Raw genomic sequence first — 22,257 nt, forward strand, 5'->3', positions numbered from 1 at the left:
AATCCTTCTCAGAACACCGTGAAGAGGACTTCACCGCCCACATTCGCGTCGCGCGCGCTGTGGTCGGCCATGATCCCCTTCGGCGTCGACAACACCGAAATACCGAGCCCATTGTTGACGCGCGGCAGAGCCTTCACCGAGGCGTAGACGCGACGTCCGGGCTTGGAGACCCGCTCGATCTCGCGGATGACGGGCTCGCCGTCGAAATACTTCAGCTCGATCTCGATCTCGCTGCGGCCCGAGGAGTGCTCGACCGTGGCGTAACCACGGATATAGCCCTCGCTCTTCAGCACCTCGAGCACGTTCTCGCGCATCTTCGAGCCAGGCGTGGAGACCTTGGTCTTGGAGCGCATCTGCGCGTTGCGGATGCGGGTGATCAGATCGCTGATTGGATCGTGCGTAGACATCTAAACGATCCTCCTTACCAGCTCGACTTCACGAGGCCCGGGACCATGCCCTTGGAGCCAAGTTCACGAAGCGCGATACGGGACAGCTTGTTCTTGCGATAGTTCGAGCGCGGGCGGCCCGACAGCTCGCAACGCAGACGGATGCGGGTCGCCGACGAGTTGCGCGGCATTTCCGCCAACTTCAACGTCGCAGCGAAGCGCTCCTCCATCGGCAGCTTCTTGTCGGCGATGATCGCCTTCAACCGCTCGCGCTTGGCGGCGGCGTTCTTCACCATCCGCTTGCGCCGGTTGTTCTTCTCGATTGAACTCTTCTTTGCCATGCTTGGCTCCTGGGTATCCGCGTTTGAGAGGCTTTACGTCAGCGTCTCACTGCCGGAACGGGAAATTGAAAGCGGTCAACAAGGCCCTCGCCTCTTCGTCGGTCTTGGCCGTGGTGCAGACGGTGATATCCATACCGCGGGCTTCCGTGACCTTGTCGAAGTCGATCTCGGGGAAAATGATGTGCTCCTTGATGCCGAGCGAGTAGTTGCCACGGCCGTCGAAGCTCTTCGGGTTCAGGCCGCGGAAGTCGCGGACGCGCGGCAGCGCGACCGTCACCAGGCGATCGATGAACTCGTACATGCGGGCCTTGCGCAGCGTGACCTTGCAGCCGATCGGCTGGTTCTCACGCAGCTTGAAGGTCGCGATCGCGATGCGCGAATAGGTCACGATCGCCTTCTGGCCGGCGATCTGCGTCAATTCGGCAGCGGCGTTCTCAGCCTTCTTGCGATCGTTCACGGAATCGCCAACGCCCATGTTCAGCACGACCTTGTCCAGCCGCGGAACCTGCATGACGTTCTCGTAACCGAACTTCTCGGTCATCGCGACGCGGATCTTCGCGTCGTATTCCGCGCGCAGGCGCGGCACGTAAGCTGTGTCAGCCATCGATCTCAGCTCCCGAGCTCTTGGCGATGCGGACCTTCTTGCCGTCCGCCTGAATCTTGAATCCGATGCGCGTCGGCTTTCCGTCCTTGCCGAGATACGCGATATTGGACAGTTGGATCGGCGCCTCTTTCGAGATGATGCCGCCCTCCTGGTTCTGGGTCTGCTTCTGGTGGCGCTTCACCATGTTGATGCCACGCACCAGAGCCGTGCCGGCGTCCGGGCGCACCTCGAACACCTCGCCGGTGCGGCCCTTGTCACGGCCGGTCAGCACGACGACCTTGTCGCCCTTGCGGATCTTCGCAGCCATCACAGCACCTCCGGCGCGAGCGAAATGATCTTCATGTGGTTCTTGGCGCGCAGCTCGCGCGGCACGGGCCCGAAGATACGGGTACCGACCGGCTCGGCCTGGTTGTTGATCAGGACGGCGGCGTTGCGGTCGAAGCGGATGACCGAACCGTCGGGGCGGCGGATGTCCTTGCGGACACGCACCACGACGGCCTTCATCACGTCGCCCTTCTTCACCTTGCCACGCGGAATCGCTTCCTTGATCGACACGACGATGATGTCGCCGATGGTGGCGTAGCGGCGCTTGGAGCCTCCGAGCACCTTGATACACATGACACGGCGTGCGCCAGAATTGTCGGCCACGTCGAGGTTGGTCTGCATCTGAATCATTGATGCACCTCGTCCTCTTTCTCTTTTGCGCCAGCCTGGCCAGCGCTCAACATTTCCCTGAAGTCAGTCGGCTAAGTGCCGACAACTCAGGCGCTTTTCTTGTGTTCGCCCCGGATCACGACCCAGCGCTTCAACTTCGAAATCGGCTTCGATTCCTCGATCCACACCACGTCGCCCGGCTTGAACTGGTTGTTCTCGTCGTGCGCGTGATAGTTCTTCGAACGGCGGATCGTCTTCTTGTAGATCGGGTGCGTGAAGCGGCGATCGACGCGCACCACGATGGTCTTGGCTTGCTTGTCGCTGACGACCACGCCCTGCAAAGTACGTTTCGGCATCTTCGTAAGCCTCTTACTTCTTCTTCACGCGCTGCTGCGCGGCGACGGTCTTGATCCGGGCGATGTCACGGCGGGCCTCGCGCAAGCGCGAGGTGTTCTCGAGCTGCCCGGTGGCACGCTGGAAGCGCAGATTGAAGCGCTCCTTCTTCAGGTTCAGGACGGCGTCGTCCTGCTGGTCGGGGCTCATCGCGCGGATGTCTTCGATCTTCATCTGGGCCATGGCCATTACTCCGCAATGCGCTCGACGAAGCGCGTCTTGATCGGCAGCTTGGCAGCAGCCAAGGTCAGCGCCTCGCGCGCAGTCTGGTTGTTGACGCCGTCGATCTCGAACAGCACCCGGCCCGGCTTGACGCGCACGACCCACAATTCCGGCGAGCCCTTGCCGGAGCCCATGCGGACTTCGGCCGGCTTCTTCGACACCGGAACGTCGGGGAATACGCGGATCCAGACGCGGCCGGCGCGCTTCATGTGGCGGGTCAGCGCGCGGCGGGCGGCCTCGATCTGGCGCGCGGTGACGCGCTCAGGCTCGGTCGCTTTCAGGCCGAACTGGCCGAACGCCAACGTCGCGCCCGAAGACGCAACGCCGTGGATGCGGCCCTTATGCGCCTTCCGGAACTTCGTTTTCTTAGGTTGCATCATGGCTTCAAGCCCTCAAATTCCTGTGCTGGCTCAGGCCGCAGCGTCGCGACGCTGCCGGCCGCCACCGCTGCCACCACCCTCGCCTTCGGCCATTCTCTTGTCCTGGGCCATCGGATCGTGCTCGAGGATCTCGCCCTTGAAGATCCAGACCTTGACACCGCAGGTGCCGAAGGTCGTGAACGCGGTCGCGACGCCGTAGTCAATGTCGGCGCGCAGCGTGTGCAGCGGCACGCGACCTTCGCGGTACCACTCCATGCGCGCGATTTCCGCACCGCCCAGACGACCCGAGCAGTTGATGCGGATGCCTTCCGCGCCGAGACGCATCGCCGACTGCACGGCGCGCTTCATGGCGCGGCGGAACGCAACGCGGCGCTCGAGCTGCTGCGCGATCGATTCGGCGACCAGCGTCGCATCGAGCTCCGGCTTGCGGATCTCGACGATGTTGATCACGACGTCCGACGAGGTGATGTCGGCCACCTTCTTGCGCAGCTTGTCGATGTCGGCGCCCTTCTTGCCGATCACCACGCCCGGACGGGCCGAGTGGATGGTGACGCGGCACTTCTTGTGCGGACGCTCGATCACGATGCGGGCGACGGCCGCCTGCTTGAGCTCCTTGTGCAGGATCTCGCGGATCTTGACGTCCTCATGCAGCAGCTTGCCGTATTCCTGCTTGCCGGCGAACCAGCGGGAATCCCAGGTCCGGTTGATGCCGAGACGCAGACCGATCGGATTGATCTTTTGACCCATCGTGTTCTCCTGCGCCCCTTAAGCGGCTGCTTCGGCTTCGACCTGACGAACGATGATCGTCAGCTGCGAAAATGGTTTGTAGACACGGCCCGAGCGACCACGGCCGCGGGCGGCAAAGCGCTTCATCACCAGCCCGTTGCCGACGAAGGCCTGCGCCACGACGAGATCGTCGACGTCGAGGTCGTGATTGTTCTCGGCGTTGGCGATAGCCGATTCCAGGCACTTCTTCACGTCCACCGCGATCCGCTTGCGCGAAAACTGCAAATCGGCGAGCGCAGCAGACGCCTTGCGGCCGCGAATGAGCTGGGCCACCAGGTTGAGCTTCTGCGGGCTCACCCGCAGCATCCGGGCGACCGCCTTGGCCTCGTTGTCGGCGAGGCTCCGTTCGCGCTTAGGTTTGCTCATGACTTAATCCTCAAGCCTTCTTGGCTTTCTTGTCGCCGGAGTGGCCATGGAAGGTCCGGGTCGGCGAGAACTCACCGAACTTGTGACCGACCATTTCCTCGTTGACCGCCACCGGCACGTGCTTCTGACCGTTGTAGACGCCGAAGGTCAGGCCGACGAACTGCGGCAGGATGGTCGAGCGACGGCTCCAGATCTTGATGACGTCGTGACGGCCGGACGCACGCGCCGCATCTGCCTTCTTGAGCAGCGACGCTTCGACGAACGGGCCTTTCCAGACTGAACGAACCATGTCCGGCGTTCCTTACTTCTTCCGCTTGTGGCGGCTTAGGAGAATGAATTTGTTGGTCGACTTGTTGGTGCGGGTCTTCTTGCCCTTGGTCGGCTTGCCCCACGGGGTGACCGGGTGGCGACCGCCCGAGGTACGACCTTCACCACCGCCGTGCGGATGGTCGATCGGGTTCATGGCAACACCGCGGTTGTGCGGGCGACGGCCCATCCAGCGCTTGCGACCGGCCTTGCCGATCGAGGTGTTCATGTGATCCGGGTTCGACACCGCGCCGATCGTGCCGCGGCAACGGCCGTGCACCAGGCGCTGCTCGCCCGAGTTCAGGCGGATGATCACGTAGTCCTGGTCGCGACCGACGAGCTGGGCGTAGGTGCCGGCCGAACGTGCGAGCTGGCCACCCTTGCCGATCTTGGTCTCGATGTTGTGGATGATCGTGCCGACCGGCATGTTGCCGAGCGGCATGACGTTGCCCGGCTTCACGTCGACATAGTTGCCGGCGATGATGGTGTCACCCACCGCCAGGCGCTGCGGCGCCAGGATGTAGGCCTGCTCGCCGTCCTGGTACTTAATCAGCGCGATGAAGCCGGTGCGGTTCGGGTCATACTCCAGCCGCTCGACGGTGGCGGGGACGTCGATCTTCTCTCGCTTGAAGTCGACGGTGCGCAGCGTCTGCTTGTGACCGCCGCCGCGGAAGCGCACGGTGATGCGACCGGTGTTGTTGCGACCGCCCGAGGACTTCTTGCCTTCGGTGAGCGCCTTGACCGGCTTGCCCTTGTAGAGGGCCGAACGATCGACCATGACCAGCTGGCGCTGGCCCGGCGTCGTGGGGTTGAATGTCTTCAGTGCCATCGTCGTAGGACCTTACAGACCGGTGGTCACGTCGATCCGATGACCCTCTTCGAGGGTCACGATCGCGCGCTTGGTGTTCGACTGCGAGCCGAGATTGCCGCGGAAGGCCTTGACCTTGCCCTTGCGGACCAGCGTGTTGACGCTCTTGACCTTGACGTCGAACAGCTTCTCGATCGCTTCCTTGATCTGCGGCTTGGTCGCCTTCGCGGCCACCTTGAACAGAACCTTGTTGTGCTCCGAGGCGATCGTCGCCTTTTCGGTCACGACCGGCGACAGGATCACGTCGTAGTGGCGAGCCTCGATGTTCTTCGTCATTTGAAGCGCGCCTCCAGCGCATCGATGGCGGCCTTGGTCAGAACGAGCTTCTGACGGCGCAGGATGTCGTAGACGTTGATGCCCTGGATCGGCAGCACGTCCATGTTCGGGATGTTGCGGGCCGCCGCGGCAAAGCCCTGGTTCAGCTCGGCGCCGTCGATGATCAGCGCGTTCGTCAGGCCCAGCCCCGAGAAGTGGCCGAGCAGCGCCTTGGTCTTGGCGGCCTCGAGCGCGGCCTTCTCGATCACGACGAGATCACCGTCCTTGGCCTTGGCCGACAGCGCATGCTTCAGCGCGAGCGCGCGGACCTTCTTCGGCAGGTCGGAGGCGTGCGAACGCACCACCGGGCCGAAGGCACGGCCGCCGCCACGGAACTGCGGCACGCGGGCCGAGCCGTGACGAGCACCGCCGGTGCCCTTCTGCTTGTACATCTTCTTGCCGGTGCGCCAGATCTCGGCGCGGCCCTTGGCCTTGTGGGTGCCAGCCTGACGCTTGTCGAGCTGCCACTTCACGCAGCGCGCGATGATGTCCTCGCGCGGCTCGAGGCCGAAAATGGCGTCGGAGAGCTGGACGGAGCCGGCTTCCTTGCCCTCAAGGGTCGTGACTTTCAGTTCCATCTCACGCACCCTCCTGCTGGGCCGCAGCCTCGGCTTCGCCGCCGGCAACCTTGAACTTGCCGGGCTTCGGAGCTTCCTTCGGCAGCGGCTTCTTGACGGCGTCGCGCACGCGGATCCAGCCGCCCTTGGAGCCGGGAACGGCGCCTTCGACGAGGATCAGGCCGCGCTCGACATCGGTCTGGACGACGCGAAGATTGAGCGTGGTGATGCGGTCGACACCCATGTGGCCGGGCATCTTCTTGTTCTTCCAGGTCTTGCCGGGATCCTGACGGCCGCCGGTCGAACCGATCGATCGGTGCGAGATCGACACACCGTGCGTGGCGCGCAGACCGCCGAAGTTCCAGCGCTTCATACCGCCGGCAAAGCCCTTACCGACCGAGGTGCCGGTGACGTCGACGAACTGGCCGACGACGAAGTGATCGGCCAGGATCTCGGCGCCGACCGGGATCATGGCATCCGCGGAGACGCGGAATTCCTCGACCTGCCGCTTCGGCTCGACCTTGGCGACCGCGAACTGGCCGCGCTCAGCCTTGGGCATGTACACGGTCTTACGGGTGCCGGCGCCAAGCTGGAGCGCGACATAACCGTTCTTCTCTTCGGTGCGGTGGCCTACGACCTGGCAATTGCCGAGCTTCAGCACGGTCACGGGGATATGTTCACCGGTCTCCGTGAAGACCCGCGTCATCCCGACCTTTTGTGCGATCACTCCGGAGCGCATCGGCTTGCTTCCTGTTCTTTCTGTCCGCTTTCGCGAACGGGATCCAAAAATCTTAGAGCTTGATCTCGACGTCGACACCGGCGGCCAGGTCGAGCTTCATCAAAGCATCGACGGTCTGCGGGGTCGGATCGACGATGTCGAGCAGACGCTTGTGGGTGCGCATCTCGAACTGTTCGCGGCTCTTCTTGTCGACGTGCGGCGAACGGTTGACGGTGAACTTCTCGATGCGGGTCGGCAGCGGAATGGGTCCGCGAACCTGCGCGCCGGTGCGCTTCGCCGTATTCACGATCTCACGCGTCGACGTATCGAGGATACGATGGTCGAACGCCTTGAGACGGATGCGAATATTTTGGCCGTTCATTGCCGTGGTCTTTCTTCAAACAGAGTGGCGAATAGCGAATAGCGAATGCTGCCATCCGCTACTCGCCAATCTCTAGTCTCGTAATTACTCGATGATCGAGGCGACGACGCCGGCGCCGACGGTACGGCCGCCTTCGCGGATCGCGAAGCGGAGCTTCTCTTCCATCGCGATCGGCACGATCAGGTGCACTTCCATCGCGATGTTGTCGCCCGGCATCACCATCTCGGTGCCTTCCGGCAGGTGCACCACACCGGTCACGTCGGTGGTGCGGAAGTAGAACTGCGGACGGTAGTTGGTGAAGAACGGGGTGTGACGGCCGCCCTCGTCCTTGGTGAGGATGTAGGCCTCTGCCTTGAACTTGGTGTGCGGCTTGACCGAACCGGGCTTGCAGAGCACCTGGCCGCGCTCGACTTCCTCGCGCTTGGTGCCGCGGAGCAGCGCGCCGATGTTGTCGCCGGCCTGGCCCTGGTCGAGCAGCTTGCGGAACATTTCGACGCCGGTGACGGTGGTCTTGGTCGTCGCACGCAGGCCGACGATCTCGATTTCGTCGCCGACCTTGACGATGCCGCGCTCGACACGGCCGGTCACCACGGTGCCGCGGCCCGAGATCGAGAACACGTCTTCGACCGGCATCAGGAACGGCTGGTCGATCGGACGCTCCGGCTGCGGGATGTACTCGTCGACGTTGCGCATCAGCTCGAGGATGGCGTCGTGGCCGAGCTTCTTGTCGGAGTCTTCGAGAGCGGCCAGCGCCGAGCCCTTGATGATCGGGATCTTGTCGCCGGGGAATTCATACTTCGAGAGCAGCTCGCGGACTTCGAGCTCGACGAGCTCGAGCAGCTCCGGATCGTCGACCATGTCGCACTTGTTGAGGAACACGACGAGTGCGGGCACGCCGACCTGGCGGGCGAGCAGGATGTGCTCGCGGGTCTGCGGCATCGGGCCGTCAGCGGCCGACACGACCAGGATCGCGCCGTCCATCTGGGCAGCGCCGGTGATCATGTTCTTCACGTAGTCGGCGTGGCCGGGGCAGTCGACGTGCGCGTAGTGGCGGTTCTTGGTCTCGTACTCGACGTGCGCGGTCGAGATGGTGATGCCGCGCGCCTTCTCTTCCGGCGCCTTGTCGATCTGGTCGTACGCCGTGAACGTCGCGCCACCGGTTTCAGCGAGGATCTTGGTGATCGCCGCGGTCAGCGACGTCTTGCCATGGTCGACGTGACCGATGGTGCCGATGTTGCAGTGGGGCTTGTTACGTTCAAACTTTGCTTTGGCCATTTGACTCTCCGTTCAATCGTCAGCTCGAGACCGACGACAATCAGGCAAACTTCTTCTGGACTTCTGCCGACACGTTAGCCGGCGCTTCTGCGTAGTGGTCGAACTGCATGGTGAAGGTTGCGCGCCCCTGGCTCATCGAGCGCAGGTTATTCACGTAACCGAACATGTTCATGAGCGGCACCATCGCGTTGATGACGTTGGCGTTGCCGCGCATGTCTTGACCCTGGATCTGACCGCGCCGGGAGTTCAGGTCGCCGATGACCGAGCCGGTGTAGTCTTCCGGGGTCACCACTTCGACCTTCATGATCGGCTCGAGCAGGACGGACTTGCCCTTCTGCAAGGCCTCGCGGAATGCAGCACGCGACGCGATTTCGAAGGCGAGCGCCGACGAGTCGACGTCGTGATACTTTCCGTCGACGAGCTGCACCTTGACGTCGACCACGGGGAAGCCCGCGACCACGCCGGAGCTCATGACGCTGTTGAGGCCCTTTTCGACGCCGGGGATGTATTCCTTCGGCACCGCGCCGCCGACGATCTTGGACTCGAACTCGTAGCCCTTGCCGGGCTCATTCGGCTCGACCACGATCGATACTTCGGCGAACTGACCGGTACCACCGGTCTGCTTCTTGTGGGTGTACTTGACTTCGGCCTTCTTGGTCACGCGCTCGCGGAACGCCACTTGCGGCGCGCCGATGTTGGCGTCGACCTTGTAGGTCCGCTTGAGAATATCGACCTTGATGTCGAGATGGAGTTCGCCCATGCCCTTGAGGATGGTCTGGCCGGACTCCTGGTCGGTCGACACGCGGAAGGACGGATCCTCCGCGGCGAGCTTCGCCAGCGCCACGCCCAGCTTTTCCTGGTCGGCCTTCGACTTCGGCTCGATCGCGATCTCGATGACCGGCTCGGGGAATTCCATCTTTTCGAGGATCACCTGCTTCTCGGAATCGCACAGCGTGTCACCGGTGCGCGCTTCCTTCAGGCCGGCCAGCGCGACGATGTCGCCGGCATAGGCTTCCTTGATGTCCTCGCGGTTGTTCGCATGCATCAGCAGCATGCGCCCGATGCGCTCCTTCTTCTCGCGCGTCGAGTTCACGACGCCGGTGCCGCTCTGCAGGATGCCCGAGTAGATGCGGCAGAAGGTGATGGTGCCGACGAACGGGTCGTCCATGATCTTGAACGCGAGCAGCGCGAGCGGCTCCTTGTCGTCAGCCTTGCGCACGACCTCGTTGCCACGGTCGTCCGTGCCCTTGATCGCAGGCACGTCGATCGGCGACGGCAGATAGTCGACGACGGCGTCGAGCAGCGGCTGCACGCCCTTGTTCTTGAAGGCCGAGCCGCACAGCACGGGATAGAACGCGCCGGTCAGCACCGCCTTGCGGATCAGCCGCTTCAGCGTCGCCTCGTCCGGCTCGTTGCCGTCGAGGAAGGCGGCCAATGCATCGTCGTCGAGCTCGACGGCGGCTTCCACCATCTTCTCGCGGTATTCCTTGGCCTGGTCGACGAGATCTTCCGGGATGTCGACATAGTCGAACTTCGCGCCGAGCGATTCATCGTTCCAGACGATGCCCTTCATCTTCACGAGGTCGACGAGACCCTTGAAGTTGTTCTCGGCGCCGATCGGAAGCTGGATCGCAATCGGCTTGGCACCGAGGCGATCGACGATGTCGGACAGACACTTGAAGAAGTCCGCACCGGTCTTGTCCATCTTGTTGGCGAAGACGATGCGCGGAACCTTGTACTTGTCGCCCTGGCGCCAAACGGTCTCGGTCTGGGGCTCGACGCCCTGGTTCGAGTCGAGCACGCAGACGGCGCCGTCGAGCACGCGCAACGAACGCTCGACTTCGATGGTGAAGTCGACGTGGCCGGGGGTGTCGATGATGTTCAGACGCTTGCCGGCCCAGAACGCAGTGGTCGCAGCCGAGGTGATCGTGATGCCACGCTCCTGCTCCTGCTCCATCCAGTCCATCGTCGCGGCACCTTCGTGCACTTCGCCGATCTTGTGGCTCTTGCCGGTGTAATAGAGGATGCGCTCGGTCGTCGTAGTCTTGCCGGCGTCGATATGCGCCATGATACCGAAGTTACGGTAGTCCTCGATGGCATGTTGGCGGGGCATGGGTCGTTCCTTGCGAGTCCGTTAGGTGTCGCCGTTACCAGCGATAATGCGAGAAGGCGCGGTTGGCTTCGGCCATCCGGTGCACGTCTTCACGCTTCTTGACGGCGTTCCCCCGGTTATTCGATGCGTCCAAGAGCTCCGCCGAGAGCCGCTCGGTCATCGTCTTCTCGTTGCGCTCGCGGGCAGCGGCGATCAGCCAGCGAATGCCCAGTGCCTGCCGGCGGGTCGAGCGGACCTCGACCGGGACCTGATAGGTCGCGCCGCCGACGCGGCGGGAGCGCACCTCGATCGTCGGCATCACGTTCTCGAGCGCCTGCTCGAACACGCCGAGCGGGTTCTGCTTGGTCTTGGTTTCGATGATGCCGAACGCACCGTAGACGATGCCTTCCGCGACCGACTTCTTGCCGGCGTACATCACCGAGTTCATGAACTTGGTGACGATGATGTTCCCGAACTTCGGATCGGGAAGGACTTCGCGCTTTTCAGCAGAGTGGCGACGAGACATGGACGAGGTTCCCGCTTACTTCGGACGCTTGGCGCCGTACTTCGAACGACGCTGCTTACGGTTCTTGACGCCCTGGGTATCCAGCACGCCGCGGAGGATGTGGTAGCGCACGCCAGGCAAGTCCTTGACGCGGCCGCCGCGGATCATGACCACCGAGTGCTCCTGGAGGTTATGGCCCTCGCCGGGGATGTAGCCGATCACCTCGAAGCCATTGGTCAGGCGCACCTTGGCAACCTTACGAAGCGCCGAGTTCGGCTTCTTCGGGGTCGTCGTGTAGACGCGGGTGCAAACCCCACGCTTCTGCGGCGACTGCTGCAGCGCCGGCACCTTCTTGCGCGACTTCTGCACTTCACGCGGTTGAGCGATCAGCTGGTTGATCGTCGGCATCCTGGCCTTACCCTTTGTTCTGCCGCGGTCCCTTTCGGGCCCGCAAATTCTTCTTCCGGACTACCCGCCCGATGGGGCCGCCTGGCGCGGAAGAACCCGCGCAAAGCGAAATTGCGCCAACCGCTCCATTACCGAGCGGAAAGCGCTTCGACGCCACAGAGGACCGCAGTCTTAGGACCGATCAGCGTTGAGCCGAAGGCCGTGTACCGAGGTCATGCATCCGAGTTTGATCTCAAGAGAACGAGCTCTAGAGAACTAAAATCGCACTGGCATTGCCTAGCTATGATCGACAGCGTTTGAGCGGCATTCGTCGAGGTTGGTGCCCGCTTTATGATCCCAAAAGGATCAGGCGGGTGGCCCGTTCCGACGTTGGCGATGCTCACCGCCTGTCGTTAAGTGACGCGCTTTCTATAAGTGGGAATCACCTGAGTCAAGGCGAAACCACAGCAAGCGAAGGGCTTCTCGCGCTTAAAGAATTAGCTCGTTCGGCGCCCTCGCCGCTTCGCTGGTTTAGGTTCCCGCACCTCGTTCCGCCAGCCCCAAAGCTAATTTATACCCGGGCAAAATATACTTTTATGGCGCCCGCTAAGGTTTTCTTTCCTGTTCGTGCGGCAGAGTGCCGCGCCGGAGCGGAGAAATACCGATGCGGTATATCGATATTGCGATCATCGGCGGGGGGATGGCCGGCTCCGCCGCCGCCGCAATGCTGGGTCGCGCCGGCGTCCAGGCCGTCCTCATCGACCCCCACACCGAGTATCCGCCCGACTTCCGGGTCGAGAAAATCAGCGGTGACGCCCAGCTCGAGCGATTCTGGCGGACCGGAATCGCAGAATCAGTGCTGCGCCGTGCCACGTTTTGCGGTGAGAACTGGATCGCGCGATTCGGCCACCTGCTCGACAAGGCGCCGAGCCGGCAGTTCGGCTTCCGCTACGAGTCCTTCGTCAACGCGATCCGCGCGGAAATCCCCGAAACGATCGAGCAGGTCTGCGCCAAGGCGCTGTCGATCGCGACGAGCCCCGACCGGCAGAGGATCACGCTCTCCAATGACGAGGTCGTCTCCGCCCGCCTCGTCGTCCTCGCCAATGGCTTGAACGTCGGCCTGCGCCACCAGCTCGGCATCGAACGCGAGATCGTCAGCGCCTGCCATTCGATCTCGGTCGGATTCGACATCGTGCCGGTCGGGCGCACCTCGTTCGATTTTCCGGCAATGACGTATTTCTCCGAGCGGCCGAGCGACCGCATCCCCTACGTCTCACTGTTTCCGATCGGCACGCGGATGCGGGCAAACCTGTTCGTGTACCGCGCCTTCGACGATCCCTGGCTGCGCGATCTGCGGCAGGCACCGATCGCCACCCTGAACGCCGCCCTGCCGCGCCTGTCGCGCATCACCGGCGCTTTCGACATCGCAAGCGAGATCAGGATTCGTCCGGTTGATCTTTATGTGCACCGGGCCTGCCGCCAGGCCGGCATCGTGCTGGTTGGCGATGCCTTCGCGACCTCCTGCCCCGTCGCTGGCACCGGCGCCGACAAGGTGTTCACCGACGTCGAACGGCTCTGCGGGGTGCACATCCCGGCCTGGCTTGCGACCGAGGGCATGGATGAGGACAAGATAGCCGCCTTCTACGACGACCCGATCAAGCGGGCCTGCGATGCCTGGTCGGCGGCCAAGGCATTCGACTTCCGTGAAGTGTCGCTCGCAACGAGCCCCTACTGGACGGCGCAGCGCTGGGCGCGCTTCGTGGCCTGGTTTGCCCAAGGTGCGGTCCGGCGGGCAACGCGACTGATTGACCTCGAGCCGAACTTCCTCGGTCACTCCTCGTCGCCATCCTCCTCGTCGTCCTCGTCATCATCATCGTCGTCGCTGTCGTCGTCATCGACCTGAGCCGCGCCGCCATGCGGCTGGTGGATCTGGTCGTCCCACAGCTTGCGATAGGTGCCGTTCCTGGCGAGCAACTCGGCGTGCGAGCCGCGCTCGATGGCGCGGCCGCCAGAAATCACGATGATCTCGTCCATCTCGACGACCGAGGTCAGACGGTGAGTCGACCAGATCATGGTGCGGCCCTTGGCGACCTTCAGCAGCGTGCGGTTGATCGCAGCCTCGGTCGTCTGGTCGAGCGCCGAGGTCGCTTCGTCCAAGAGCAGCACGGATGGATTGCGGATGATCGCGCGCGCGATCGCGAGGCGCTGGCGCTGGCCGCCCGACAGCGTATCGCCGCGCTCGCCGACCGGCGTGTCGTATTTCTGCGGCAGGCTCATGATGTAGCGGTGGATCTCGGCCTTCTTCGCAGCCTCGGCCACCTCCTCGTCGGTCGCGCCCTCCTTGCCGAGCCGGATGTTCTCGCGGATCGACATGTTGAACAGCATGTTCTCCTGGAACACCACCGCCATGCTCCGGCGCAGCGAATCCAGCGTCACTTTCCGCACATCGACGCCGTCGATGGTGACGCGGCCTTCGTCGGGCACGTAGAGGCGCAGGATCAGATTGAGCAGCGTGCTCTTGCCCGAGCCGCTGGGCCCGACGATCGCGATGCTCTTGCCGACCTTGAGCTTGAGGCTGAGATTGTCCAGCACCGGCGTCTGGCTGCCTTCGTACTGGAAGGTGACATGATCGAAGGTGATGTCGTTGGTGATGCGCGGCAGATCCGGCGCGCCGGGACGATCGGCGCCCCGCGTCGGCTCATCCAGCAGTTCCTGGATATGGCGCACGGCGGCGGCCGAGGAGATCGACACCGGAATGAAGTGCATCACATGGGCGATGTTGTAGGAGACCTCCCAGAACGCGCTCTCGAAGGTGACGAAGGTGCCGATGGTGATCTGCCCCTTGGTCGCAAGATAGGCGCCGATTGCGAGCACCACGAGGTGCAGCAGCAGGACCGAGATCGTGACCGTTCGTTCCACCATAGTCGAGAGGAATGCGGCCGAGGCGATCCGGTTGCGGGTCTCGTCGTTGCGGAAGGCGAAGAAGCCGAACATCTTGCGCTGGAGGCTGAACGCCTTGATCACGGCCTGCGCCGCCACGTTCTCCTGCACCATGCCGAGCAGCCCGCTTTCGTTGAGCTTCTGCTCGTAATTCGCCTGCACCGCCTTCGGGGTGAGGATGCGCGGCCCGATCAGCGTGATCGGAAACACCAGGAGCGCAACCACGGCGAGCTGCCAGTTCAGGAACAGCAACAGGATGATGCCGGCGATCAGCTCCATGAACGGCAGTGCGGCGCTGTTGACGAATGTCTTGACCGAGCCTTCGAAGGCAGAGAGGTCGACGGAGAAGCGCGACAGGATCTCGCCGCGCTTGGTGCGGCCGAAATAGGCGGCCGGCAGGTCCTGCACATGCTCGAACAGCCGCTTGCGCACGTCGGAGATGATGCAGGCCGCGAGCCGCGCGTCCCAGCGCTCGTACCAGACCGCGACGATCGAGGTGAAGATGCCGGCGACCGCGAGCACGCCGAGGATTTTGTAGAGCGCCTGAAAATCCTCCTCGCCGAGCGCATCGTCGATCAGGAATTTCAGGCTGAGCGGCATGATGACGTTGAACAGCGTCTCGATCAGGACGCCGAACGACACGAAGGCCAGGATCCGCTTGTAGTTGGAGAGGTAGGGCTTGACGAAGCCCAAGATGGTCGCGAGCGCGCCGGCGGCTTCGCGCGCGGTAAAGACAACGAGATCCTCGTCCTCATCGTCATCGTCGAGGTCGAGCAGTTCGTCCTCGCCCTCCTCGTCGTCTTCATCGACAGCCGCGTCCGACTTGCCGGCAGGCGCGAGCTTGTCCTTCAGCTCACCCACGTCACCGGCGGTCGCGAGCTTGGGTTTGTCCGACGAGAGAGGCCTTTGCGCCATGAAACCAACCGATGCTGACGGCCGGCATGACCGCAGAAAAATCGAGGGGAATAGCGGGGACCCGCTATGCCGTCGATTCTATGCGATCAGAATGAATTCGGCAAAACAATTGGCAAATTCGTCTGTCCTGGTTCTTCCGCGTCACAAGCACTCCCTCCCTCATCCGGAGGAGCCCGCGCAGCGGGCGTCTCGAAGGATGGTTACGGGCGAGATACGGGCCTTCATGGTTCGCCCGGCGATGCGCAGCATCGTCCGGAGATGCGCGTTCCGCGCTCCTCACCATGAGGGGCCTGTAACACAACAAGACTAGTCGTCGTCCTCGACCTTGTCGAAGAAGGAATAGCGCAAGCTGTCGGCGTCAGCGTACCACTGCCCCGGCCCCTTGTTGGCGGCGAGCGTCGTCGCCCACAGCGCATCGGTGCAGTCGTTGCGATGCATCGACAGGTCGAACCCGTTGCCGAAGAACAATTCCGACCATTCCCACCAGGTACCGAGCTTCTTGACCCCGCGCAGGAGGTCGTAGCGGTCGATCAGGCCAGGCGCCATGTCGGAGGTGATCGAGCCGAACACGAGGCCCGTCTTGACCACGCGGTTCAATTCCCTGATCGCGCGGACGACCTGCTTCTCGGAGACGTGGCAGAGGCTGGTCTCGAACACGAAATCGAACGCGCCGTCCTTGAACGGCAGGTCCGCGATCGATCCGAGCTTGTTGTACTTCTTGAGCGCCTTCGGCGTCCTGGCGTGGATGGTGCGGTTGTTCTCGATGCCGAAGGCGTCGATCCCGCGCTCGCGCAGCGCGCCGACGAGTTCGCCGCTGGCAGAGCCGGCCACCAGCAGCTTGGCGCCCTTCGCCTTGCCCCAGACGATGCCGATGAGCTTCGTCAGATAGTCTGGGTCGGTGAACTGGCGCCACGCTTCGCCATAGGGGCCCCGACCGCGATAATTGTCGAAATAGTCGCGGTCGATCTTGTCGGACAGCGGTGTCTCGCTCTGGCTGCGCGCGCGGCGCAGGCGCATCATCTCGGTCAGGATGATGTCGGTCGCAGCGTCCGAGGAGTCGAACAGACCGTTCAGCGTCGAATCGAACAGATAGTCGCCGACCACGACGATGCCGGGATGCTCCTTCGGTTCCGGCCGGTGATTGGTCATGACGTCGCGCACGGGCAAACCGCCCGGCAACGCGTTCACCGAAGACAGCCAGCGGTGGATCTTGCCCTCCATGAAATGCGCACGCGCATCGCCGAGCGCAGCCGGCAGCGATTTCAGCGCGGCGTCGATCAACTCCTGATCGGAGAGATTGGCAAAGGCCAGCGCATCGGAGCCCGGAATGAGCCAGTTCAACACGCCGTGCTTGCCGACGTCGTGGCGGGCGCCCTCATTGTAGACGCAGCAGCCGCCGAAGGCTTCGGACATGAACCAGGCGCCGGGGATCTTGTCGCCCCAGAACGGGGTATCGAACAGGATCGAGACGCGCAGGTAATGCGCGGGACGGTCGAAATAGGAGACGTGCTTGACCATCGACTTGCGGAGCTGCTCGCCTTCCCAGCCGAGCGTGGCGAGCCAGGAATGCGGCAGGCAGACCAGCACGAGGTCGAAGTCGCGCGTCTCCGGCCCCTTGCCGTTCATCATCTTGAGTTGGTAGCGCCCGGTCGGCGCCTTGCCGACGGCGAGCACGCGATGATTGAGCTGGATGTCGGCGTTGACCTCCGACTGGAGACACTCGACGAGCTGCTCGTTGCCGTTCTGGATGGAATAGAGGCCGATATAGCCGTCGATATCCATCAGGTAATTCTTGAGTGCGTTGAGGCCGTTGGTGTTGTGGCTCTCGGTCGCGATGTCGGAGCGCGCCATCACCTTGAAGAAGCGTTTTGCCGTTTCGTCCTCGACCTCCTCGTCGAGTACCTGTTCGGCGGTCTTGTAGGCCCAGGGGTTCTCGTTGTCGTGCGCGCCGACGCCTTCGTAATACTCGATCGGCGACATCGCCTCTGCGCAGCGCTCGCGGAACGCCTCGATCGCGGCCGCGGTCTTGGCGCCGTACTTGCGGCGCATGCCGGTCACGTCGTTCAGGAGTTCGCCGCCGAACTGGACCTGCTCGGCGTCCATCGGAATGGTCTGAAGCCCGAAATGCTGGATCAGTTCCCGCAATGGATCCGGGCCGGTCATCGAGTAATCGTAGATCTCGGCAACGCCCGCCTCGTACATCGCAGGCGCCGAATCGAATTTGCGCGTGACGATCTTGCCGCCGAGCCGATCGGAGGCCTCATAGATGGTGACGCGGCAGAGATCGCCGAGTTTGCGCTTCAGATACCAGGCGCTCATCAGCCCGCCGGGGCCGCCGCCTACGATTGCGAGGTCAAGCATGTCAGTTCCGTGGTCTCCGGCCGCCCCCCGTGTCGGGACCACCGGTCTAAGCTCTCTTAACAGAAGCGCTTTTTTGGCTGAAGGAAAGATGAACAAACGTCGTCCCTGCACCGCAGCAAGGAAACAAAGCAGCAAAAAGGCCGGCAAAAGCCGGCCTTTTCATTGTCACCAGTAATCGTACGGATGAACCATCATTCCGCAGGGGGCAGCGCCACCGGCTCCGCTTCCGGCGCCGGCGAGACGACCGAGGTCTGCTTCTCGCGCTCGTCGAGGATCAGCTTGTCGCGCTTCATGGCGACTTCGCGGATCTTGGCCATGGAGGCGCCGGTGCCCGCCGGGATCAGCCGGCCGACGATGACGTTCTCCTTGAGACCCTCGAGCGGGTCGACCTTGCCGTTGACCGCCGCCTCCGTGAGGACGCGGGTGGTCTCCTGGAACGAGGCCGCCGAGAAGAACGAGCGGGTCTGGAGGCTCGCCTTGGTGATGCCGAGCAGAACCGGCGTTCCCGTGGCGGGCTTCTTGCCCTCTTCCTTGGCCTTCTCGTTGAGCGCGTCGAACTCGATCTTGTCGACCTGCTCGCCGGAGATCATGTCGGTCTCGCCCTGATCGGTGACTTCCACCTTCTGGAGCATCTGACGGACAATCACCTCGATGTGCTTGTCGTTGATGAGCACGCCCTGGAGCCGGTAGACCTCCTGGATCTCGTTGACCAGATAGGCCGCGAGCTCCTCGATGCCCTTGACCGCCAGGATGTCGTGCGGCGCCGGGTTGCCTTCCACGATGAAGTCGCCCTTTTCGACGACGTCACCGTCCTGAAGGTGGATGTGCTTGCCCTTCGGGATCAGGTACTCGCGCGGCTCGTCGGTCTTGTCCATCGGCTCGATCGAGATGCGACGCTTGTTTTTGTAGTCGCGACCGAACCGAATGGTGCCCGCGATTTCGGCGATGATCGCCGCATCCTTCGGACGCCGTGCCTCGAACAGTTCCGCCACCCGCGGCAGACCGCCGGTGATGTCACGCGTCTTGGCACTTTCGGTCGAGACACGGGCGAGGATGTCGCCCGGCGCAACCTTGGCTCCGATATCGACCGAGAGAATGGCGTCGACCGACAGCATGTAGCGGGCATCGCCGCCACGGGCGAGCTTGAGCACCTTGCCGTCCTTGCCCTTGATCACGATGGCCGGACGCAGGTCCGAACCGCCGCGCGTCGAGCGCCAGTCGATGACCACACGCTTGGCGATACCGGTGGCCTCGTCCAGCGTTTCCGAGATCGACTGACCCTCGACCAGATCCTCGAAACCGATGGTGCCTTCCACCTCGGTGAGGAGCGGACGGGTGTAGGGATCCCACTCGACGATGCGCTGGCCGCGCTTGACGTTATCGCCCTCGTCGACGTGCAGACGCGAGCCGTACTGAATACGGTGCGTCGCACGCTCGGTGCCGTCGGCATCGACGATCGCCACCACCATGTTGCGGACCATTGCGATCAGGTGACCTTCGCTGTTGCGGGCGATGGCCTTGTTCCTGATCACGATCTTGCCGTCGAAGTTGGATTCGACGAACGACTGCTCGTTGAGCTGCGCCGCACCACCGATGTGGAAGGTGCGCATGGTGAGCTGGGTGCCCGGTTCACCGATCGACTGCGCCGCGATGACGCCGACCGCTTCGCCGTGGTTGACCGGCGTGCCGCGGGCGAGGTCGCGGCCGTAGCACTTGCCGCAGATGCCGTTGACGAGTTCGCAGGTCAGTGCCGAGCGGATCTTCACCTCCTGCACACCACCCTGCTGGATGGCATCCAGATGGCTCTCTTCCATCAGCGTACCGCGCTTGATGATCACCTTGCCCGAGCCGTCACGCACGTCTTCGCAGGCCACGCGGCCCAGGATGCGCGAGCCGAGCGAAGCCACCACCGTGCCGGCGTCGACGATGGCGCGCATCTTGATGCCGAGCTTGGTGCCGCAGTCGTCCTGCGTGATGATGCAGTCCTGCGCGACGTCGACCAGACGGCGGGTCAGGTAGCCGGAGTTCGCGGTCTTCAACGCGGTGTCCGCGAGGCCCTTGCGGGCGCCGTGGGTCGAGTTGAAGTACTCGAGCACCGAGAGGCCTTCCTTGAAGTTCGAGATGATCGGCGTCTCGATGATCTCGCCCGACGGCTTGGCCATCAGGCCGCGCATGCCGGCGAGCTGGCGCATCTGGGCCGGCGAACCACGCGCACCGGAGTGGGCCATCATGTAGATCGAGTTGATGTCAGCATCCGCTCCGCTGGCCGTCTTCTTGGTCGCGGAGATCTCCTTCATCATCGCCTTGGCGATTTCTTCGGTCGCCTTCGACCAGGCGTCGACGACCTTGTTGTACTTCTCGCCATGGGTGATCAGACCGTCATTGTACTGCTGCTCGAAATCCTTCGCCAGCGTACGGGTAGTGTCGACGATCTTCCACTTGCCGTGCGGCACGACCATGTCGTCCTTGCCGAACGAGATGCCGGCCTTGAACGCGTTGTAGAAGCCGAGCGCCATGATGCGGTCGCAGAAGATCACCGTCTCCTTCTGGCCGCAGTGGCGATAGACCTGGTCGATGACGCCGGAGATCTCGCGCTTGGTCATCAGCTTGTTGATGATGTCGTACGAGATCTTCGAGCTCTTCGGCAGCACGTTGCCGAGCATGATGCGGCCGGGCGTGGTCTCGATCCAGCGGCGGGCCGGCTTGCCGTCCTCGCCGATGCCTTCCCACCGGTACTTGATCTTGGTGTGGAGGTGGATGACCTTCGAATGCAGCGCGTGCTCGAGCTCGGCCATCTCGCCGAACACCTTGCCCTCGCCGGGCATGCCTTCGCGCAGGATCGAGAGGTAATAGAGACCGAGCACGATATCCTGCGACGGCACGATGATCGGCTGGCCGTTCGCCGGATGCAGGATGTTGTTGGTCGACATCATCAGGACGCGCGCTTCGAGCTGCGCTTCCAGCGACAGCGGAACGTGCACGGCCATCTGGTCGCCGTCGAAGTCGGCGTTGAACGCGGCGCAGACCAGCGGGTGGAGCTGGATCGCCTTACCCTCGATCAGCACGGGCTCGAACGCCTGAATGCCGAGGCGGTGCAGCGTCGGCGCGCGGTTGAGCAGCACCGGATGCTCGCGGATCACCTCGTCCAGGATGTCCCAGACCTCGGGCCGCTCCTTCTCGACCAGCTTCTTCGCCTGCTTGACGGTGGTGGACAGGCCCTTGGCGTCAAGCCGCGAATAGATGAACGGCTTGAACAGCTCGAGCGCCATCTTCTTCGGCAGACCGCACTGATGCAGGCGCAGCTCGGGACCGACCACGATCACCGAACGGCCCGAATAGTCGACGCGCTTGCCGAGCAGGTTCTGGCGGAAGCGGCCCTGCTTGCCCTTGAGCATGTCGGCGAGCGACTTCAGCGGACGCTTGTTGGCGCCGGTGATGACGCGGCCGCGGCGGCCGTTGTCGAACAGCGCGTCGACGGCCTCCTGAAGCATGCGCTTTTCGTTGCGGATGATGATGTCAGGCGCGCGCAGCTCCATCAGCCGCTTCAGGCGGTTGTTGCGGTTGATGACGCGGCGGTAGAGGTCGTTGAGGTCCGAGGTCGCGAAGCGGCCGCCGTCGAGCGGCACCAGCGGGCGCAGGTCCGGTGGGATCACCGGAACGACCGTGAGGATCATCCATTCCGGCTTGTTGCCGGAGTGACGGAACGCTTCGACGATCTTCAGGCGCTTGGCGAGCTTCTTGTGCTTGATGTCGGAGTCGGTCTCGGCCATCTCGGCACGCAAGCTGACCTCGAGCTTCTCGAGCTCCATCCCCTTGAGCAGCTCGCGGATCGCCTCGGCGCCGATCATGGCGGTGAAGGAGTCCTGGCCGTACTCGTCCTGCGCCTTCAGATACTCGTCTTCCGACAGCAGCTGACGGTCCTTCAGGGCGGTGAGGCCGGGTTCCAGCACGACGTAATATTCGAAGTAGAGGATCCGCTCGAGATCCTTCAGCGTCATGTCGAGCAGGAGGCCGATGCGCGAGGGCAGCGACTTCAGGAACCAGATGTGGGCGACGGGCGCGGCGAGCTCGATGTGGCCCATGCGCTCGCGCCGGACGCGCGACAGCGTGACCTCGACCGAGCACTTCTCGCAGATGATGCCCTTGTACTTCATGCGCTTGTACTTGCCGCACAAGCACTCGTAATCCTTGATCGGCCCGAAGATGCGCGCGCAGAACAGGCCGTCGCGCTCGGGCTTGAAGGTCCGGTAGTTGATGGTCTCCGGCTTCTTGATCTCGCCGTAGGACCAGGACAGAATCTTCTCTGGAGACGCGATCGAGATCCGGATCTGGTCGAAGACCTGAGCCGGCGTCGTCGGGTTAAAAAGATTCATAATCTCTTGGTTCATCGTCTTCTCCTCGCGTGCCGGTCGAGGCCGGCAGCAAATTCGAAAATCTCAATTCGCGGAGCGCCCTGCCCTCACCGCGCGGGACAAGACGCCGATGCCCGGCCTTTTCGGCCGGG

The 22,257-nt window shown here is 63.2% G+C and carries 24 protein-coding genes; 1 reads left to right on the forward strand and 23 read right to left on the reverse strand.

Annotated elements, in window-relative coordinates; translation table 11 throughout:
* Positions 1-8: 8 nt before the first annotated feature.
* The 20 genes from rpsH to rpsL all read right to left on the reverse strand — a co-directional run bounded on the left by rpsH (position 9) and on the right by rpsL (position 11,558).
* Positions 9-407 carry a 30S ribosomal protein S8 gene (gene rpsH / locus NLN62_RS46085; RefSeq protein WP_027520951.1) on the reverse strand — a complete coding sequence of 133 codons (399 nt, stop codon included), beginning with the start codon at positions 405-407 and terminating at the stop codon, positions 9-11.
* A 14-nt stretch (positions 408-421) separates the two neighbouring features.
* A complete protein-coding gene (gene rpsN / locus NLN62_RS46090) occupies positions 422-727 on the reverse strand; it encodes a 30S ribosomal protein S14 (protein ID WP_027520952.1) in 306 nt (101 codons plus the stop codon).
* 46 nt (positions 728-773) lie between these two features.
* Entirely contained in the window at positions 774-1,331 is a 558-nt protein-coding gene (rplE, locus tag NLN62_RS46095) for a 50S ribosomal protein L5 (protein WP_035661041.1), read from the reverse strand.
* Positions 1,324-1,638, reverse strand: a complete 315-nt coding sequence (gene rplX / locus NLN62_RS46100; protein ID WP_027520954.1) for a 50S ribosomal protein L24 — start codon at positions 1,636-1,638, stop codon at positions 1,324-1,326. The genes rplE and rplX overlap by 8 nt, the downstream gene beginning before the upstream one ends.
* On the reverse strand, positions 1,638-2,006 hold the full coding sequence (rplN, locus tag NLN62_RS46105; RefSeq protein ID WP_027520955.1) for a 50S ribosomal protein L14: 369 nt from the start codon (positions 2,004-2,006) through the stop codon (positions 1,638-1,640). The genes rplX and rplN overlap by 1 nt, the downstream gene beginning before the upstream one ends.
* 86 nt (positions 2,007-2,092) lie before the next feature.
* Complete coding sequence (gene rpsQ, locus NLN62_RS46110) at positions 2,093-2,341, reverse strand: 30S ribosomal protein S17 (RefSeq protein WP_027520956.1); 249 nt, start codon at positions 2,339-2,341, stop codon at positions 2,093-2,095.
* Between the two features lie 13 nt (positions 2,342-2,354).
* Positions 2,355-2,561 (reverse strand): 50S ribosomal protein L29, encoded by a 207-nt coding sequence (gene rpmC, locus NLN62_RS46115; RefSeq protein WP_254113119.1) that lies wholly within the window; start codon positions 2,559-2,561, stop codon positions 2,355-2,357.
* 5 nt (positions 2,562-2,566) lie between these two features.
* On the reverse strand, positions 2,567-2,980 hold the full coding sequence (rplP, locus tag NLN62_RS46120) for a 50S ribosomal protein L16 (protein WP_027520958.1): 414 nt from the start codon (positions 2,978-2,980) through the stop codon (positions 2,567-2,569).
* 30 nt (positions 2,981-3,010) lie between these two features.
* A complete protein-coding gene (gene rpsC, locus NLN62_RS46125; RefSeq protein WP_027520959.1) occupies positions 3,011-3,727 on the reverse strand; it encodes a 30S ribosomal protein S3 in 717 nt (238 codons plus the stop codon).
* A gap of 18 nt (positions 3,728-3,745) precedes the next feature.
* Positions 3,746-4,132: a 50S ribosomal protein L22 gene (gene rplV, locus NLN62_RS46130; RefSeq protein ID WP_008549264.1), complete on the reverse strand. Its 387-nt coding sequence runs from the start codon at positions 4,130-4,132 to the stop codon at positions 3,746-3,748.
* Positions 4,133-4,142: 10 nt separating this feature from the next.
* Positions 4,143-4,421, reverse strand: a complete 279-nt coding sequence (gene rpsS / locus NLN62_RS46135) for a 30S ribosomal protein S19 (protein WP_008963465.1) — start codon at positions 4,419-4,421, stop codon at positions 4,143-4,145.
* Between the two features lie 12 nt (positions 4,422-4,433).
* Positions 4,434-5,267 (reverse strand): 50S ribosomal protein L2, encoded by an 834-nt coding sequence (gene rplB / locus NLN62_RS46140; RefSeq protein WP_027520961.1) that lies wholly within the window; start codon positions 5,265-5,267, stop codon positions 4,434-4,436.
* 12 nt (positions 5,268-5,279) lie between these two features.
* Positions 5,280-5,582, reverse strand: coding sequence for a 50S ribosomal protein L23 (locus tag NLN62_RS46145; protein WP_027520962.1), 303 nt, complete (start codon positions 5,580-5,582; stop codon positions 5,280-5,282).
* Positions 5,579-6,199, reverse strand: coding sequence for a 50S ribosomal protein L4 (gene rplD, locus NLN62_RS46150; protein WP_027520963.1), 621 nt, complete (start codon positions 6,197-6,199; stop codon positions 5,579-5,581). Before rplD ends, NLN62_RS46145 begins: the two co-directional genes overlap by 4 nt.
* 1 nt (position 6,200) lies before the next feature.
* Entirely contained in the window at positions 6,201-6,917 is a 717-nt protein-coding gene (rplC, locus tag NLN62_RS46155) for a 50S ribosomal protein L3 (protein WP_027520964.1), read from the reverse strand.
* A 52-nt stretch (positions 6,918-6,969) separates the two neighbouring features.
* On the reverse strand, positions 6,970-7,278 hold the full coding sequence (gene rpsJ / locus NLN62_RS46160) for a 30S ribosomal protein S10 (RefSeq protein ID WP_002712302.1): 309 nt from the start codon (positions 7,276-7,278) through the stop codon (positions 6,970-6,972).
* 84 nt (positions 7,279-7,362) lie between these two features.
* On the reverse strand, positions 7,363-8,553 hold the full coding sequence (gene tuf / locus NLN62_RS46165; protein ID WP_027520965.1) for an elongation factor Tu: 1,191 nt from the start codon (positions 8,551-8,553) through the stop codon (positions 7,363-7,365).
* A gap of 40 nt (positions 8,554-8,593) precedes the next feature.
* Positions 8,594-10,666, reverse strand: a complete 2,073-nt coding sequence (gene fusA / locus NLN62_RS46170; protein WP_254113120.1) for an elongation factor G — start codon at positions 10,664-10,666, stop codon at positions 8,594-8,596.
* A 34-nt stretch (positions 10,667-10,700) separates the two neighbouring features.
* A complete protein-coding gene (rpsG, locus tag NLN62_RS46175) occupies positions 10,701-11,171 on the reverse strand; it encodes a 30S ribosomal protein S7 (protein WP_035709569.1) in 471 nt (156 codons plus the stop codon).
* Positions 11,172-11,186: 15 nt separating this feature from the next.
* Positions 11,187-11,558 carry a 30S ribosomal protein S12 gene (gene rpsL, locus NLN62_RS46180; RefSeq protein WP_007603006.1) on the reverse strand — a complete coding sequence of 124 codons (372 nt, stop codon included), beginning with the start codon at positions 11,556-11,558 and terminating at the stop codon, positions 11,187-11,189.
* Positions 11,559-12,201: 643 nt separating this feature from the next.
* On the opposite strand from rpsL, the gene NLN62_RS46185 reads away from it, so the two are divergent.
* Complete coding sequence (locus NLN62_RS46185; RefSeq protein ID WP_254113121.1) at positions 12,202-13,440, forward strand: FAD-dependent monooxygenase; 1,239 nt, start codon at positions 12,202-12,204, stop codon at positions 13,438-13,440.
* Here NLN62_RS46185 and NLN62_RS46190 read toward each other — a convergent pair.
* The 3 genes from NLN62_RS46190 to rpoC all read right to left on the reverse strand — a co-directional run bounded on the left by NLN62_RS46190 (position 13,368) and on the right by rpoC (position 22,141).
* The gene (locus NLN62_RS46190) at positions 13,368-15,392 is read right to left on the reverse strand and encodes an ABC transporter ATP-binding protein (RefSeq protein ID WP_254113122.1); all 2,025 of its coding nucleotides are present in this window, start codon (positions 15,390-15,392) and stop codon (positions 13,368-13,370) included. The genes NLN62_RS46185 and NLN62_RS46190 overlap by 73 nt on opposite strands.
* Before the next feature lie 306 nt (positions 15,393-15,698).
* Positions 15,699-17,753, reverse strand: a complete 2,055-nt coding sequence (locus tag NLN62_RS46195; RefSeq protein ID WP_254113123.1) for an FAD-dependent oxidoreductase — start codon at positions 17,751-17,753, stop codon at positions 15,699-15,701.
* Positions 17,754-17,944: 191 nt separating this feature from the next.
* Positions 17,945-22,141 (reverse strand): DNA-directed RNA polymerase subunit beta', encoded by a 4,197-nt coding sequence (gene rpoC, locus NLN62_RS46200; protein ID WP_027520971.1) that lies wholly within the window; start codon positions 22,139-22,141, stop codon positions 17,945-17,947.
* Positions 22,142-22,257 lie beyond the last annotated feature (116 nt).

It is taken from the genome of Bradyrhizobium sp. CCGUVB23 (assembly GCF_024199885.1).
In the GTDB taxonomy this organism is placed as follows: domain Bacteria; phylum Pseudomonadota; class Alphaproteobacteria; order Rhizobiales; family Xanthobacteraceae; genus Bradyrhizobium.

Bases quoted from the DNA above. Each gene is read 5' to 3' on its own strand.
- rpsL (WP_007603006.1), bottom strand. From the start codon at position 11,558: ATGCCGACGATCAACCAGCTGATCGCTCAACCGCGTGAAGTGCAGAAG.
- rplD (WP_027520963.1), bottom strand. From the start codon at position 6,199: ATGGAACTGAAAGTCACGACCCTTGAGGGCAAGGAAGCCGGCTCCGTC.
- rplX (WP_027520954.1), bottom strand. From the start codon at position 1,638: ATGGCTGCGAAGATCCGCAAGGGCGACAAGGTCGTCGTGCTGACCGGC.
- rpsH (WP_027520951.1), bottom strand. From the start codon at position 407: ATGTCTACGCACGATCCAATCAGCGATCTGATCACCCGCATCCGCAAC.
- NLN62_RS46195 (WP_254113123.1), bottom strand. From the start codon at position 17,753: ATGCTTGACCTCGCAATCGTAGGCGGCGGCCCCGGCGGGCTGATGAGC.
- rplV (WP_008549264.1), bottom strand. From the start codon at position 4,132: ATGAGCAAACCTAAGCGCGAACGGAGCCTCGCCGACAACGAGGCCAAG.
- NLN62_RS46185 (WP_254113121.1), top strand. From the start codon at position 12,202: ATGCGGTATATCGATATTGCGATCATCGGCGGGGGGATGGCCGGCTCC.
- rpoC (WP_027520971.1), bottom strand. From the start codon at position 22,141: ATGAACCAAGAGATTATGAATCTTTTTAACCCGACGACGCCGGCTCAG.
- rpsJ (WP_002712302.1), bottom strand. From the start codon at position 7,278: ATGAACGGCCAAAATATTCGCATCCGTCTCAAGGCGTTCGACCATCGT.
- rplN (WP_027520955.1), bottom strand. From the start codon at position 2,006: ATGATTCAGATGCAGACCAACCTCGACGTGGCCGACAATTCTGGCGCA.
- tuf (WP_027520965.1), bottom strand. From the start codon at position 8,553: ATGGCCAAAGCAAAGTTTGAACGTAACAAGCCCCACTGCAACATCGGC.
- rplB (WP_027520961.1), bottom strand. From the start codon at position 5,267: ATGGCACTGAAGACATTCAACCCCACGACGCCGGGCCAGCGCCAGCTG.
- rpsS (WP_008963465.1), bottom strand. From the start codon at position 4,421: ATGGTTCGTTCAGTCTGGAAAGGCCCGTTCGTCGAAGCGTCGCTGCTC.
- rpsQ (WP_027520956.1), bottom strand. From the start codon at position 2,341: ATGCCGAAACGTACTTTGCAGGGCGTGGTCGTCAGCGACAAGCAAGCC.
- NLN62_RS46145 (WP_027520962.1), bottom strand. From the start codon at position 5,582: ATGACGAAGAACATCGAGGCTCGCCACTACGACGTGATCCTGTCGCCG.
- rplP (WP_027520958.1), bottom strand. From the start codon at position 2,980: ATGATGCAACCTAAGAAAACGAAGTTCCGGAAGGCGCATAAGGGCCGC.
- rpsG (WP_035709569.1), bottom strand. From the start codon at position 11,171: ATGTCTCGTCGCCACTCTGCTGAAAAGCGCGAAGTCCTTCCCGATCCG.
- rpsN (WP_027520952.1), bottom strand. From the start codon at position 727: ATGGCAAAGAAGAGTTCAATCGAGAAGAACAACCGGCGCAAGCGGATG.
- NLN62_RS46190 (WP_254113122.1), bottom strand. From the start codon at position 15,392: ATGGCGCAAAGGCCTCTCTCGTCGGACAAACCCAAGCTCGCGACCGCC.
- fusA (WP_254113120.1), bottom strand. From the start codon at position 10,666: ATGCCCCGCCAACATGCCATCGAGGACTACCGTAACTTCGGTATCATG.
- rpsC (WP_027520959.1), bottom strand. From the start codon at position 3,727: ATGGGTCAAAAGATCAATCCGATCGGTCTGCGTCTCGGCATCAACCGG.
- rpmC (WP_254113119.1), bottom strand. From the start codon at position 2,561: ATGGCCCAGATGAAGATCGAAGACATCCGCGCGATGAGCCCCGACCAG.
- rplC (WP_027520964.1), bottom strand. From the start codon at position 6,917: ATGCGCTCCGGAGTGATCGCACAAAAGGTCGGGATGACGCGGGTCTTC.
- rplE (WP_035661041.1), bottom strand. From the start codon at position 1,331: ATGGCTGACACAGCTTACGTGCCGCGCCTGCGCGCGGAATACGACGCG.